Consider the following 15,279-nt stretch of genomic DNA (forward strand, 5'->3'; position numbering starts at 1 on the left):
TGCCCTGCTCAACAAAAGATTAGAAAATGTTGAGTGGGGTGAATTCAAGATTGGGGATTTGTTTGAGATTAATTCTTATCAGAAACGATTTGACGCAAACAAAGTTGAGATTCTGGAAAGCGGTAAATATCCCTATGTTGTCAGAATGGGTTCTAACAACGGTCAAAGAGGATTTATTAATGAAGATACATCTTATCTTAATGAAGGGAATACTATTTCCTTCGGACAAGATACCGCTACAATGTTTTATCAAGAAATCCCATATTTCACTGGAGATAAAATAAAAATCCTGAAGGCGAAAAATAAGAAATTTAGTAAAAAGAATGCTCAATTCTTTATTTCGGCAATGACAAAATCGTTTGCTTCTTTTTCTTGGGGTTCTTCCAGTTTTAGTGTAGAAATTATCAAAAAACAGAAAGCTATATTGCCAGTCTTAAAAAATGGCGAAATTGATTTTGAGTTTATGGAGAGCTTTATAGCGGAGTTGGAGGCAGAAAGAATAGCGGAGTTGGAGGCATATCTCGCAGTCACCAACCTAAAAGATTATACCTTAACTACTGAAGAAAAACAAGTTTTAAGTGAATATGATAAATGTATATTTAAAGAATACAACCTGATTGACATTTTTGAAATTAAGAACACAGGAAATATTTTATCTAGAGATATAGTTGAAAATAGTGGAAAAATACCATATTTGTGTGCAAGTGCTGAAAATAATGCTGTAAGCTCTTATATTGCATATGATAATAAATATTTAGATAAAGGTAATTGTATATTTATTGGCGGTAAAACTTTTACGGTGACTTATCAAGAGCATGATTTTTTCTCAAATGACAGCCATAATCTGGTTTTATATCTGAAAGATAACACTCAACAGATAAAACTTAATCAATTATTTTTAGCAACATGTGTTGCTAAAAGTTTGAGTCATAAATACTCATGGGGAGATAGCGTAAGTAACAAAAAGATACAGAAAGATACTGCATCCCTACCAACTCTAAACGATAAGCCAGATTATGCGAAGATGGGTACCCTTATATCTGCCATTCAGAAATTGGTTATTAAAGATGTTGTTGAATATGCAGACAAGAAGATAAGTGCGACTAAAACAGTTATAAGCGGATAAATAAAACAACAACAAATTACATCATTTATACATCATAGTCTTTAACGACAAAAGCCTCTGCGAAAACAGAGGCTTTATATTTTTATGATATTCTTCAGCACAAAGTAGTTTATATGGGACGGAATCCTTTTTGTTCGTCCGCGTCGTGCGGGCTCCAAAAAGACCTGCCTACTCACTTCCGCCGACATCCTGTCGGCTCATCCTCCCTTTTCGGTCGGCGTTCGCAGGCTTCGATTCCGTCAAGTCAGATTATTCAATAAAAAAGGCAACCACAAGGGTTGCCTTTTTTATTGAATGCCCAGGGACGGAATCGAACCATCGACACGTGGATTTTCAGTCCACTGCTCTACCGACTGAGCTACCTGGGCGGTACGCTCTCAAAAGCGAGGTCTAAAAATATCGAAAAACACCTTCGATGTCAACATCTATTTTGCATTTTTTCAATAAAATATTTCCCGCTTATATCAGCGCGTTATATTGTTCTGCCAACCGCAAGAGCTATCGAGCGCAGGCTGCCCATAAGCTCGAGAAATTGTGTCGGTGTGAGCGACTGTGCGCCGTCTGACCATGCCTTTTCAGGGTTGGGGTGTACTTCTACTATGAGTCCGTCAGCACCTACAGCCACCGCTGCCTTGCAGAGAGGTCCGACATATTGCCAATGACCTGCCGCGTGGCTGGGGTCTATCATGATGGGCAGGTGGCTTTTTGATTTGATAACAGGCACTGCGCTGATGTCCAGTGTGTTTCTGGTGGCTGTTTCAAAGGTTCTCAAGCCTCTTTCGCAGAGTATCACGTTCTTGTTGCCTTCGCAGAGGATGTATTCGCTGGCCGTGAGGAACTCCTCGATTGTTGTGGACATGCCGCGTTTCAGAAGAACAGGTTTGTCTGTTTTGCCAAGTTCTGTCAGAAGGGCGAAGTTCTGAATATTTCTGGCACCAACCTGAAACATATCGGCGTATTTGTATACCATATCGACATATTTCGGGTTTGTGACCTCTGTTACCACAGGCAGACCTGTCACTTCGCGAGCCTTTGCGAGTATTTTGAGTCCTTCCTCTGCAAGTCCCTGGAAAGCGTAGGGGGATGTGCGGGGTTTGAATGCGCCGCCGCGAAGCATGGATGCTCCGGCTGCTTTTACGAATTCTGCTGTTTTGATTGTCTGTTCTTCAGATTCAACTGAACAGGGTCCCGCTATCACGGGGATGTTCTCTCCGCCGAAAAGAACTCCGCAGCAATCGATTATAGATGGCTCGTCTTTAACCTCGCGGCTGGACAGTTTGTAGGGTTTGCTGATGGGGATAACTTTGTCAACGCCTGCCATTTCTCCTATAACGGTTATCTTGTCCCTTTGCCCGTCGATTCCGACCAGTCCGATTACGGCTCTTTCCTTGCCCTCGATGATGTGCGTACTGAAACCCGATTCCTCTGCGGTTTCAATAACCCTTGCGATAGTTTCCTGTGATGCTCCGATTTTCATAACTACGATCATTTTATACCTCCGGTATTTAAATTTCAGCGACTTAACGCGCCCCCGCAGGCATAAAAAAACCGCGGGAGCCTGTAAAGCCGCCGCGGTCTTTGGAAATTTTATATCATTGGTCAGACCGGACTCAGACGGCTACACTCCTATTGCTAAAAAAGCAATAAAAAAAGAAACCAAAAAAGAATCCGTAAAAAAGTCTGCCAAGCATTTGTTATTCTCCGTTTAGGGTCTAATATTCCAATTAGAAACGCATGTCAATACAAAAATTTTTAAGCTGATTTGTCAATCTTGTGGATTGCAGCTATAAGATCTTCGCGTATAATGGGTTTATATATGCAGGCGCTTACCAGCGAGCATACTTTTTCAGCCTCTTCCCTGTACGCGGTGGTTATGATTATTGGAATTGTTGAATCATGTTCTCTGATCTTGTGAATCATTTCAAAGCCGTCCATTTCCGGCATTGCAAGATCCGTTATGACCAGATCCGGTTTAACTTCAAGAAATTTCTTTAATCCCAATACGCCGTTTGCCGCTTCGTGAACATATAGTTCTTCTTTTTCCAAAAGTTTTTTCACGAGCATCCTCGTGAACTTTTCATCTTCGACATATAAAATATTCATTAAAATAATCTCCGGTGATAGATAAACATTATATGGACTATTTTTCATATTACAAGAGCTTTTTTCTCCGGTGTTTTGTGTATTATTTATAAATTTTTAATCAATTTATACTTAACTAATTGTCCATTTTTCAGAAAATATTTAGTAAAATTAAAAATATTGCAGCTTTTATGCATGCATGTTACTTTTGCATATAAAAAATATAAAATTGCGAGAATGATGAAAAGTTCAGTTATCGGGTCTAATCCCAGGATAGTAAGCTTTTACAGCTCTTATATGGATATGCTCGGAGTTGTCAATGAGGCTTATAACTCGATTAACGTCGGACTGAAACGTGCTATTTTAGATAAAAAAATAACATCTTTGATCGTCATTATTGAAAACAGAGATGATCTGGTCACATATAACCGTCTGAAAGATCTTTTAGACGAGAGACGAATGAACACTTTCGTTGTGTGTGTGGATGAATCTCTTATGCAGCAGGTCTCAAACAGTCGTGTGATAAGCATCAGTCACAAGAGTGTTACTTTGGACTTTTCAGAGATGCTTGCAAAATCAAACGTGTGCAAACCCTATCTGAAAGAAACAGGCAATACTCGGTCTCCTGAAAAAATATTTGAACACATAAAATTCATGCTAGCACGCGGCAACATAACCCTGCCTGTTGAAGGCGAGTGTGCCGTGCGTATTCTAAGCGTTCTCGACCACGACAATATAACTTTCAAGGCCATAGACGGTATGACAAAGCTTGATCCTGCTCTTCATTCCGGTATAATCCGAATGGCAAACTCTGCATATTTCAGCGGAAGTTACGGAAATATTGCAGATGTTCAGAAGGCGTTGGTGAGGCTTGGCATAAACAACATTAAGGCATACCTGGTTAATTTTATAAATAAATCATTGGCAGCAAATAAAAATCTTCTTTATGCAGATGAAATAGGCGAGGCTATTAAGGATTCACAGATCATCGGCGCTCTTTGTTATGTTATGTCCGACTTTTTCAAAGTCTGTGCAAAAGGACAGATGTATTCCGTTGGCTTGCTTTCAAAGATAGGCGAGATATTTATCCTTGCGATAATATCAGATTATCTTTCAGGGGAAAGACCGGAAGATGTTAAAGACGGAAGCTATAGGAAGATGGCGACACAGAACAATATACTTGTAGGCGGCACTCTTATGAAAAAATGGAAATTCTCGGAAGAGTTTTACATACCGCTGTTGTTTTCCGGCACTTTGAAAGAGAACCAGTTCATGAACGAAACCAAGATATTGCATCTCGCATGTAATATGCTGGTTTTTTTTAGAACAGAACAGATCGACGATGGACTGAAAGCCGCTTTGAATAAAACTGGAATACAGTTAAGTGAAAAGCAGTTACAAAGAATAAAGACCGAAACTGAAATTAAGATAAAAGATTTTGCAGCAGTTTATTGATTAGGCTGTTGACAAAGGCATATAAATACTATATAACTTCCCTCCCTGCGCCTGTAGCTCAACTGGATAGAGCATTTGACTACGGATCAAAAGGTTAGGAGTTCGAATCTCTTCAGGCGCGTGAATAGAATCCGAGGTACTGTAAGTATCTCGGATTTTTTTATGGGAATAATAAGAGATTCGAACGACACCGAGCGCCGACCGAATAGGGAGGATGAGCAGGCAGGATGCTTGCGTAAGCGAAGTGGCTTGCTTTTGCAAGGGCATAGGATGTGCCCGCAGAAAAAGCGAATCTCTTCAGGCGCGTAATATAGAGCCGCTGTATCGGAAGATACGGCGGCTTTTTTGTTTGTTTACATCTTTATTTGTTACGTTTAATATTGAATATGACTGAAACTAACCGCATAGAATACAAACGTCAGCTGAATGATGATAACAAATTTGAAAAAGAAGTCGTTGCTTTTTTGAACTATAAAGACGGCGGTGTTATTTACTTCGGAATTGATAAAGGCGGAGCATATTACCCCATTGATGATATTGACGGCACTCAGCTTAAAATCAAAGACAGAATAAAAAGCAATATAGAACCGTCAACGATGGGGCTTTTTGATGTGTCTGTTGAAGACGATAAAGTTATTAAAGTCACCATTGCCAGCGGTTCGGAAAAGCCTTATTACATCAAAAAGAACGGAATGACCGAAAAGGGATGTTATCTTAGGGTTGGTTCTTCTGCTGAACCGATGCCGCAGAGGATGATTGAAGACCTGTTTTCCAAACGTACCAGAAATTCTATCGGAAAAATTGAATCGCCGATTAATAAACTTACTTTTGAACAGCTCAAAATCTATTATCAGGAAAAGGGCAAACAGCTTAACGACCAGTTCGCATACAATCTCGAACTGCTGACTAAAGACGAGAAATACAACTACGCTGCATATCTCCTTGCCGATAACAATAGCATATCTATAAAGGTTGCAAAGTACGGCACTTTAACAAAAGCAGAGCTTATAGAAAACAATGAATACGGCTACTGTTCTCTGGTGAAGGCAACTAAGCAGGTGCTTGATAAACTGGAACTTGAAAACAAAACCGTTGCTCAGATAACGTCTAAAGAACGGATAGAGAGCAGACCATATGACCCGAAGGCTCTCAGAGAAGCGATAATCAACGCCATTGTACATAACGACTATTCCAATGAACGCCCGCCTGTTTTTGAGATATTCCCCGACAGGATAGAAATCACCTCTGCCGGAGGATTGCCTTATTCTTTTACGAAAGAGGAGTTTCTGGCGGGATATTCCGCTCCGAGAAACAAAGAGCTGATGAGGGTTTTCAAAGACCTCGACCTCGTGGAACAGCTTGGTTCCGGCATCCCCAGAATCCTTGAGAAGTATGACGAAAGCATATTCATGTTTACGGATAACTTCCTGAAGACCACCTTTACGTCCAGAATGAGGTTGGGGGACAAGTTGGGGGACAACTTGGGGAACAAGTTGGGGGACTTGAACGAAAACAGGAAGAAAATCGTGATGCTAATGATTGAGAATCCTGAAATATCTACACCTCAATTGTCTGAAAAGATTGGGATTTCTGAAACAGCCATAGAAAACAACATCAGATTCCTGCGTGAGAACGGCTATATCGAAAGACAAGGCACGTTCGGCGGGAAGTGGATTATTAAGGATTAAAAAATATTGCTATTATCTATCGCTAATCTTAACTCGGGCATGTACTCCCAAATGTATGAAAGATGATACTGAATTCTTGAGCCAACAATACAACCAGCTTTAAGCCGTTCTTCTGGTTTATGTTCAACGACTATTGCAGACAATACACATTTCTTTTCTTTAGTTGCGTCATCTACTATAATTCTTGACATTGATCCTCCGCTTAGTCCATTTGGCTTAAACATTGTTCGTTGTTCAGAATTTTTAATGGCATATTTTTTATAAACAGTAGCCAGATGTGTTTTTCTATTAATATCATATACATCATATGAACCATGACTTTCTGATGTATTAAAATGAATGCCATTTGCGATACAACGATCATAAGTCGGTCTGGATAATTTTGAAATTAGATAGCCGCTTATAAAATAAGTGCTATTTTCGTCATGCCGACCAGTATCAACATCGTCAAGCATCAAAGCATTTTTTTTCAATTCTTCAGGAATATCTGTTAAAAAATAACATACTGCGGCATCAATATTGTCATCTTCATGAGTGCCTGATTGCCCATCTAAAGATGAGAACCAATCACTTTTTTGGATTTCAAAAATTGGCTCAGTTTTAAGTGCAATACCAATGTTGCTAGTGTAAACATGTGCGGCTGTGAAAAGGAAATAATGGCTTAATATGTTAAATAGTACCCCTGATCCAATTAATTCAGGTTTTTTCATTTTATGGCATTTAAATAATGCAACTGTAGCATTTTGTATTCTCTCGGTTAAAGGGAATAATGCATTAATTTCTTGATCATGAAGTTCAATGTCAGATATTAGTTTTTTATCTTTTAAGTTAAATTTTTTCACTGTAGCTTATTTCTCCGCCATATACGCTTAATAGGTCGTATTGATGATAATTAAGTACGCATTTTTTGTTTTTAAGTTTCTCAAATGACCACTTTGAATTATACTACAATAAATGTTACTTCAAGCAGATATTGTTGCTGCTTCAAAAATGCTTCAAATTAATTTGAAGTAAGTTGATAAATAAGCATAATTTTCTTTGTATCGGTTTTCTACGGATCAAAAGGTTAGGAGTTCAAAAACAGCGACACTATTTTATGGAGCTGTTTCTGCTCCGAGCCTGCTGGAATCTCTTCAGGCGCGTGAATAGAATCCGAGGTACTGTAAGTATCTCGGATTTTTTTATGTAAGTAAAAAACGTTTCTTTTGTTCTTTATGCGTATGTTTTATTTAGTTATAGGGTAGAAATTAGATATAAAATAAGAATTCGTATATTTGACATAAGGTTTAACATTTAGAATTGTTGATTCAATATGAAATAGACTAGCCTAAAAAGTTGAGTGAGAAATAAGGCTAGTCTATCCGATAATAATAAAACTATTGCGCTGACTAAGGCATTTGCAATGAAAAAGTATGGTGGCATGCCTCATTACAATAAAGCGTAGGAGTTTTATGCGCAGTGTGGCATAATGTACATCTCAGTGAACCGGCATGAGAGTTATGCGGTGAAACAGTGTAGCTTTTTCCGTGCGAGTCGCTAAATGTTAAGACTTTAGAATCGGTCATGTCGCCGTGACAATTTCTGCAGGCGCTTTGAGGAGCTTGTTTTTCAGGTGTTGCTGTCCCGTGGCAATCCAAACACTGCAAATTGGAGTGGGATCCTCTTACATCTTTACTGAAAGAGATGGAGCTGAAACTAATACATAATGTTAGAGCCAGAAAAATAATTGTGATAATTTTCATGTTTATTCTCCAATATTTTTGAGGAGCATAACATGTTGGTAGATATAATCTACACACTTGTGTCGGTAGAATTATGCTAAACTTTCAATTTCATTGAATAGTTTTTTATAAATAATTATTGAATTCCTGCCCGTTGAGATGTACCCCATGCTGCGCCATTTTGGAAGCAAGCGTTCAATTGTCCTTATAGTGGTGTGCATTATGTAGCTCATTTCCGCATATGATAGCTTAAGTGGTATTTCGACTAAAGGCATTGTGGAGATATCATCGTAGAAGCTCTCGGCAAGGGCTTTTAGAAAATATGCCAAGCGCTGCGGCGTATCGCATGTAAACATACAGCACATAGCATCAAAATCGCTTGTTACAGCTTTTTTACAATATTTTACCATTTCATCTTTTAAGTCTTTTTCCGTTATGCCGTCGAATTGACTTTTGGTCATAGTGAAGATATCTGATTTCCGAAGCGCCAGTATAATGTCACCGGAGTTATCTATTTCAAGATAGTGCAGATAGTTTACCATTCTTCCAGGCAAAACAATGCTCATTGCATAAGGCTTGTTTACGCAATATGTTTTGTACGCCTGTCCTAAAAGACCTGAATCAATATAAATTAGTTTTTCAGTGTTGGAAAATAATGCTGTTTCGTCATTTCCTGAGATAACTTGATTTTTCCTAATAGAAATCTTTTTGCCATTTTTTTTAAAAATATTTTTTAACGATTGTGGCAATTCAGGAATCACCCACGGTGTTGTTTTATAATATTTTCCCATATTGATACCTCAACATTAGTTTACACCACTAATTATAATATATCTCAAAATAATTTTATGGCATCCGACACCAGTGGGTATTAATTCAGTTTTAACTGCTTTATTTTCGATTATTCTAATCCTAGGAGGAAAAGATGAGAAAGTTCTTACTGTTTTTATGTATGCTTTTTGCCTTATTTGGTAACGCGTTCGCGCAGAAACAATACGATACCGAGCTGGTTGTTGTTGGATCAGGAGTTGCCGGCTTGACAGCAGCAGCGTATGCGTCTGACCAAGGTGTCAAAACAATTCTTCTTGAAAAACTGCCCAACGTTGGTGGTCAGCTTATTATCATTGAAGGTACTTTCGCTGTTGGAACAAAAACCCAGCGTCAGGACATGGTTGGTCTTACAAAAGATGAAGCTTTCAACCAGATTATGGATTATTCAGGTTGGAGGGCAAATGCGGCTTATAACAAAAAATATGTTGATAATTCTGCAAGTACCCTTGAATGGCTTCAGAAAAAAGGTGTGGAAATGGAGGGAGTTACAACAGATACTCCCGACGGAAACAGGGTCTACCATATGTATAAGAGTGGATTCCCCGGTAAAAACTATATAGACAGTATGATGAAAGTTATCAAAGAAAATAACAATATTGTCTTGACTGAAACACCTGCAAAATCACTTATTACCGATAAAAAAGGTAATGTAACCGGCGTAATAGCTGAAAATGCTGACGGAGAAGAAATCCGAGTTAATGCCAAAGCTGTACTTCTTGCAACAGGCTCTTTTGTAAATAATGCAGAAATACTCCAAAAGTATAATCCTGAGCTTGTTAAAGGCATCAAACACATTTCACCTCTCAAAAATATGGGAGATGGCATTGTAATGGGACAAAAAATAGGCGCTGATGTTGCAAACATGAATACCATGATATTTGAGAGCGCTGTTCCGGTTAACATGGACTATCACGAGATACACGATAACCCTGCAAGACTTGATGCTTATATGATTCTGAAAACACCGTCAATATGGTTGAATAAAAATGGTAAAAGATTCGTGAATGAAGCTCTTTCCGGTGATTACACTGTAGTTTCAAACTCTCTTGTGGCTAATGGCAGTGAGCTTGTTGTGATCATGGATGAGGAAATAAGAAAAGATATTATGTTTGGAGCAGGTTCACACGCTAATTACTTTACTCTTTATGACCGTGGTCAGCTTGTCAAACATTTTGACGAAGCAGTTCAAGACGGTATGAAAAAAGGATACGCATTTAAAGCCAACTCAATTGAAGAGCTTGCCAAAAAAATGAATATGGATGTAGCGATTGTTAAAGCATCTGTAGAAAGATATAACAAACTTGCCGAAAAGGGCGAAGATGTTGATTTTGGTAAAGATGTAGAACAATTGAAACCCATTACACATGCACCCTATTATGGTTTTATAGGTATGAATACAATTTGTGATGCCGCCGGTGGTCTGAAAATCGATGAAAATGCACAAGTTATTAATACTGAAGGCTATAATATTCCTGGACTTTATGCTGCCGGCGCGACTACTGGTGGTATGTATGGCACTAATTATCCTTATATTATGCCTGGATATGCAAGCGGTTCAGCTATGAATGCAGGTCGTTTTGCCGTTGAGCATGTGATGAAAACTATTCTTCATAGACAAGTAAAAAGCTTTTAATAGCAAAAGACTTGTTTTTTAAAGACTACATAGAGGCAGATTACATCTGCCTCTATTACAAAACAGCAGAAAGCATGAAATAGAATATTTAAAAATATTCAGGGAATATTTATGCATGATACTGAAGTAATCCCATTTGTGCGAAATAAGTCAGCTGGTATATTGGATTATAAAATTTTTATAGTCTTGTTTTCTGTTAATTTTTTGATAACGCTCAGTTTCGGAATGCTAAATACCTTTCTCCCTATATTTTTAACAGAGAATGGTTACAGCAGTGTTATGCTTGGAGCAGTTGTTTCTTCCTATTGGTTATCAAAGTTCTTTTTCAGTGCAGTTATGGGGTTTCTTGTCGATTTCGTTCATAGGAAATGGTCTATGGCTATTTCTCTCATATTGTTTGTTTTGCTTTCTTTGTTTTGTTTTGAAATACATAATTTTGCTGCCATATTTATTGCAAGGTTAATACAGGGTATTCTCTTTGCATTATTTCAGCCGTTGATATTTTCAATCTTGTGTGACAGTATTGATATTGATAAAGCTGCTTCCGCCATGGGAACTTTTGATATTTCCTTTTACAGTGCTGTTTGTATAAGCCCTTTTTTGGGCGGACTGGTAAAGGAGTCATTTGGTTACTATGGAATGTGCAATCTGATTCTTATACTGACGGTATGTTCAGTTCTTTTATGGTTATTAGTTGGAAAATCAGGACAACGGCATAGCCAGCAAATAAGTAAATGTATTAATAAGTTTAAAGTAACAGATGTTAATTTCAGATTGTCCGCTCTGTGTCTCTTTCTGTTTAACAAAGGCTTTATGACGTCAATGATGATAACGGTAACGCCTATTATGTTGGCAGTGAAATATAACCTGAATCCATCAGCAATAGGCATTATTCTATCACTTTCATCAATATCCATGATTGTATTTTTAAGGATTGCAGGAAGGTTAGCGGAATTGATTAATGTTCAGACACTTATGATAATCGGCAGCATGCTGGTGTCTTTGCTGTATTTTGTTATTCCGAATATTCCTGTTAAGGCGATGATCTATATTTTTATTTTGACCGGAATATTTAATGCGACATCACAGCCTGCCAGTAAATCAGTTCTGGTTATTGAAGGTAATAAAATTGGGCAAGGCTTTGCTAATGGTGTTAGCAACACATGTATGAGCTTAGGTCTTATGTTAGGTCCTGTGGCAGGTTCTTCTATTATCAGTAAGTCAAATTTTGAAAATGCTTACTATTTTACAGGGATCTTAAGCATCGTGTTACTTGTCGCATCCACATTACTTTTCAAGCTCGCAGATAGGTTCAGTTCGTAATGTTTTTTGATCGATAGTAAAAAAATGGAGGTCTTTCGCATGAAAGCAAAATCTAAAGTATTTACAATATTACTTATAATATGTAGTTTCCCGATAGTGGCACTTGCAAATGATATAGAAAAAAAGTCTCCGATATCCGTTAGTGGAAAGGTTAGTGTTTTTAGCCGTTACACAAACAATCCCTATTTTGGGGCAGAAGATAGCCGGCTCGGCTATACCCCGGACAAAATATATAGTGAAATAGCTGCAACAGTTGCAGTAACCGGAGAGCAAAAAACAGATTTGGGTCTTGTTACCGGTCAGGTTGGCGCATATTTTGGAAAAACCATAGGGGATGATTTCTACGGGCAAATGAAAAGCAATACAAACAATGCCTGGGAAGCTGCCGGATATGATTCTGAAGCTGATGAAGTGCTTTTGAATCAGGCTTGGATAAAGCTTGGTAATGCGTTCAGCACAAATTTTGATATTACTGTAGGCCGTCAGGATATAGCCCTTGAAAAAGGTTTTGTTGTATGGGGCAATCCAAGGCTTGAAACAGCAGCTTGGACTAATTTCCAACAAAGTTTCCCATTTGCGGTGAGAGTTGACCATAAAACCGATGACCTTCTTATAACAGCACTTTTTGCGCAAGCTGAAAGATACAGCGCAGGTGCTTTTGAGAACGATGTTAAACTTTATGGCGCAAACGTACATTATGACTTTAATGACAGTGCTTATATTTATGGTTCTGTTTTTAAAAAAGATGAACCTTCGCTGGGAGAAACATCATCAATGATTGATGACCGGGAGAATGATACTGTCAGCTATGATCTTGGTCTCGATATGAAGATTAACAGAGTCCAGATAGAATTTGAAGGAGCATATCAAACCGGCGATGTTAAAACACTGACTGATAAATTTGATAGAGAATCTTATGCTTACTGGGGGGCTTTGACATATAACTTTCCTGTTGCTCTTAACCCTTATGTAAGAAGTTCATATTACTATTTCTCAGGCGATGATGCGAATTCTTCCGACGTCGAAGCTTATGACCCTATGTTTTCAGGGTTTTCAGGCTGGAACAAATTTTATATCGGTGAATTTGTAGGAGAAAATCAGCTTGTAAATTCAAACAAAGAATCAATTGTTCTCGAAACAGGCTTTTCTCCTGTTGAAAAGGTTAATTTAGCATTTATGTATATCATCCATAACCTTGCCGAGAAAAATACAGAAGGTAACAAACACTGGGCTGATGAGATAAATGTAATAGCAGATTACTTTTTAAGTGAAACAATATATGTTCATGGCGGACTTGGGTATGCAATGCCTAACGACGCAGCTGAAGATGCTTATGGAAGTAATGATGATGGGTTTTTTGCTCAAGCACAAGTCGTGTTTAATTTTTAACCTCCTTTAGTTTTGCGGCGGATATGAAATCCGCCGCATTCTTTCATAATCTTGGTCATAATTCGTTAATTTGGAGATGTTTCTGTACTAAGAATACTGTAATCTTTTCAGGCGCGTGAAATTATAAAAAAGGAAACCGAAAGACTGCTTTTATTGTTTCAACTGTTCAAAATTTCTTAGAACTATATCAATTAAAGCCTATCCGGCAATGTCATCTGTATTTTGATTAAGATATTATCAATACAATTATGAAATTTACTCAACGAATAATTTATGATAACCTTTGGTATACTTTTAACATATCAGGTGCTTGATGGATTCAGGAATCGTTCAAACAGAAAAGATCGCTAAGAAAATTAATATATTTTTTAAAAGTATTTATCTGCTGTTCTTGGTGCTGCTCATAATGGTCATGTGGACAGAATACAAATTCAGCTTTGTCAGTCTGATTATGGCTCTTTTTACAGTGGTTACACTTCTGGCCGCTTTGGCATCTCCCGCAGGATATCAAACTGCTGTTTTTGCAGATAAACCAAGCGTTTTTAAGACTTTTCTTACTATCTTTGTTTATTATTCGGCGCTGTCGTTTAACTCGCTCATGGCTTTAACTCCTCTTGATCCTGAACTCACCTCTGTACGTTTTCCCATGATGCTGTCTTTTTTGTTTACCATAGGAATCATATTGCCATATTGCCTGACTGAGATAACCGTGAGTATGTTACATCGGTTTTTTATTTTGATTTATTCATTTGTTATTTCTGTATTAATTATGGCATTCATCGTAGAAAATCGTAGCCTTTCATACCTGTTTGTACTTATAGGATTTTTGTTGACATCGGCATTGGCGGTCTGGGTTGAAGCAAGAAGAAGAAAGGCTTCAATGCAACCACATAATACCGAAACCGATACCGCTTTGGCTTCGCAAGAGCAGGAGCAGAAAACTGAAGCGCAACCGAAAAAATATGAAACAGTATATTTCAGATATTTAGACCCCCAGAATAAGACGATGACGATGAGAACTGTGGAAATAGATATGTCCGAGATAGAGGTAACTATAAACGATAACGGGATGATACACGGTTATTGCGAGCTTACCAACTCATTCTGCGAGTTTAAGCTGGCGGACATTATCGGTTCGGTTATAGAGGTCAGCACAGGCAGACAAGTGGCGGCAGGCAGCGGCATAGAACCCGAAGCGGTCAGCTGATAAAAAAAGCTGTTCCGGCTTGAAAGCCGAAACAGCCTTATAAGAATACTTATTTTGAGTTTTTTTCAGCCATTAATTGTCTGGCTTTCTCTTTGTAGGAGGACATGGCAACTGTTTTTGTAACATTTTCCAGTGTTGCCTCCGGTATGCTCTCACGAATTTCCTGATAAGCCTGATTTTTTGCTTTGGCGCTGGCAAATGCCTCTTTGGCGGTATCAAGCGATACCCCTTCATTGGAGATCCGGTTGCGCCTGTTTTGTATTTGTGCAATGACGTCCGCTGTTTTTAATGCCGCGATTCCTGTTTCCATTTCATCTTCAAGCTTTTTAAGCGATTCGGTTGCTTCCTGCAGTATTGCAAGCACATTATCGTATTCCTTTTGAATAGGAGCGATATTGTCATCTATTTCTTTGATCTTCGTGTCAAATTTATCAATGTACATGAGTATTTTTGCAGCGTATTCCTCGTCCTCGGCATCAATATTGCCGTCTCCGTTAAAATCCCCGCCTGATTTAAGGATCAGATCAAAATCTTTATGAAGTTTATCTTTTCCTGTCTCCGCAGTTTCCTTATCCTGATTAAGCATGTAAATCCGACCTTTAAGCTCGGTGGCCATGTTTTGCAGTTCCAGTATCTTTTCTCTTTCCGCCATTATAGACGCTCTGTAAACGGCTTCGGGATTACTTTTTTCCAAATCTGTAACAACGGCATCTGAATGTCCTTTAACGATTTGAAGCATTCTTTTAACCAGACCGTACATACTTCCCTCCAGAGTTTTTTATAGGCATATGTTACTAGCAGACCTTGTTTTTGTAAAGATGTTT

At 38.3% G+C, this 15,279-nt stretch carries 13 protein-coding genes and 2 tRNA genes; 8 read left to right on the forward strand and 7 right to left on the reverse strand.

Translation table 11 applies throughout. The features are described from left to right. Positions 1-4 precede the first annotated feature (4 nt). A complete protein-coding gene (locus LRY47_RS06600) occupies positions 5-1,126 on the forward strand; it encodes a restriction endonuclease subunit S (RefSeq protein WP_295223657.1) in 1,122 nt (373 codons plus the stop codon). A gap of 295 nt (positions 1,127-1,421) precedes the next feature. Here the strand turns inward: LRY47_RS06600 and LRY47_RS06605 are convergent. The 3 genes from LRY47_RS06605 to LRY47_RS06615 all read right to left on the reverse strand — a co-directional run bounded on the left by LRY47_RS06605 (position 1,422) and on the right by LRY47_RS06615 (position 3,229). Then, positions 1,422-1,494: transfer RNA gene (locus tag LRY47_RS06605), tRNA-Phe, on the reverse strand. A gap of 104 nt (positions 1,495-1,598) precedes the next feature. After that, positions 1,599-2,615, reverse strand: a complete 1,017-nt coding sequence (aroF, locus tag LRY47_RS06610) for a 3-deoxy-7-phosphoheptulonate synthase (RefSeq protein ID WP_295223595.1) — start codon at positions 2,613-2,615, stop codon at positions 1,599-1,601. Between the two features lie 263 nt (positions 2,616-2,878). Then, positions 2,879-3,229, reverse strand: coding sequence for a response regulator (locus LRY47_RS06615; RefSeq protein ID WP_295223597.1), 351 nt, complete (start codon positions 3,227-3,229; stop codon positions 2,879-2,881). 219 nt (positions 3,230-3,448) lie between these two features. On the opposite strand from LRY47_RS06615, the gene LRY47_RS06620 reads away from it, so the two are divergent. The 3 genes from LRY47_RS06620 (at position 3,449) to LRY47_RS06630 (ending at position 6,351) form a co-directional block, all read left to right on the forward strand. Next, complete coding sequence (locus LRY47_RS06620; protein ID WP_295223598.1) at positions 3,449-4,663, forward strand: HDOD domain-containing protein; 1,215 nt, start codon at positions 3,449-3,451, stop codon at positions 4,661-4,663. Between the two features lie 47 nt (positions 4,664-4,710). Further along, positions 4,711-4,784, forward strand: a tRNA-Arg gene (locus LRY47_RS06625). Positions 4,785-5,049: 265 nt separating this feature from the next. Then, positions 5,050-6,351: an RNA-binding domain-containing protein gene (locus LRY47_RS06630; RefSeq protein WP_295223599.1), complete on the forward strand. Its 1,302-nt coding sequence runs from the start codon at positions 5,050-5,052 to the stop codon at positions 6,349-6,351. Here the strand turns inward: LRY47_RS06630 and LRY47_RS06635 are convergent. The 3 genes from LRY47_RS06635 to LRY47_RS06640 form a co-directional block, all read right to left on the reverse strand. Beyond that, the gene (locus tag LRY47_RS06635; protein WP_295223600.1) at positions 6,348-7,193 is read right to left on the reverse strand and encodes a hypothetical protein; all 846 of its coding nucleotides are present in this window, start codon (positions 7,191-7,193) and stop codon (positions 6,348-6,350) included. The genes LRY47_RS06630 and LRY47_RS06635 overlap by 4 nt on opposite strands. Positions 7,194-7,739: 546 nt before the next feature. Continuing rightward, positions 7,740-8,093 (reverse strand): cytochrome c3 family protein, encoded by a 354-nt coding sequence (locus tag LRY47_RS14155; protein ID WP_366043383.1) that lies wholly within the window; start codon positions 8,091-8,093, stop codon positions 7,740-7,742. A 71-nt stretch (positions 8,094-8,164) separates the two neighbouring features. Continuing rightward, the gene (locus LRY47_RS06640; RefSeq protein ID WP_295223602.1) at positions 8,165-8,863 is read right to left on the reverse strand and encodes a Crp/Fnr family transcriptional regulator; all 699 of its coding nucleotides are present in this window, start codon (positions 8,861-8,863) and stop codon (positions 8,165-8,167) included. 134 nt (positions 8,864-8,997) lie between these two features. Between LRY47_RS06640 and LRY47_RS06645 the strand changes: the two genes are divergently transcribed. The 4 genes from LRY47_RS06645 (at position 8,998) to LRY47_RS06660 (ending at position 14,455) form a co-directional block, all read left to right on the forward strand. After that, positions 8,998-10,536, forward strand: coding sequence for an FAD-dependent oxidoreductase (locus LRY47_RS06645; protein ID WP_295223603.1), 1,539 nt, complete (start codon positions 8,998-9,000; stop codon positions 10,534-10,536). 111 nt (positions 10,537-10,647) lie between these two features. Then, positions 10,648-11,859: an MFS transporter gene (locus LRY47_RS06650; RefSeq protein WP_295223604.1), complete on the forward strand. Its 1,212-nt coding sequence runs from the start codon at positions 10,648-10,650 to the stop codon at positions 11,857-11,859. Between the two features lie 39 nt (positions 11,860-11,898). Next, positions 11,899-13,248, forward strand: a complete 1,350-nt coding sequence (locus tag LRY47_RS06655; protein ID WP_295223605.1) for a hypothetical protein — start codon at positions 11,899-11,901, stop codon at positions 13,246-13,248. Between the two features lie 313 nt (positions 13,249-13,561). Continuing rightward, positions 13,562-14,455: a hypothetical protein gene (locus tag LRY47_RS06660; protein ID WP_295223607.1), complete on the forward strand. Its 894-nt coding sequence runs from the start codon at positions 13,562-13,564 to the stop codon at positions 14,453-14,455. Positions 14,456-14,504: 49 nt separating this feature from the next. On the opposite strand, the gene LRY47_RS06665 is transcribed toward LRY47_RS06660, so the two are convergent. Further along, complete coding sequence (locus tag LRY47_RS06665) at positions 14,505-15,215, reverse strand: hypothetical protein (RefSeq protein ID WP_295223608.1); 711 nt, start codon at positions 15,213-15,215, stop codon at positions 14,505-14,507. Between the last annotated feature and the right edge of the window lie 64 nt (positions 15,216-15,279).

It is taken from the genome of Seleniivibrio sp. (assembly GCF_021209385.1).
GTDB lineage: Bacteria > Chrysiogenota > Deferribacteres > Deferribacterales > Geovibrionaceae > Seleniivibrio.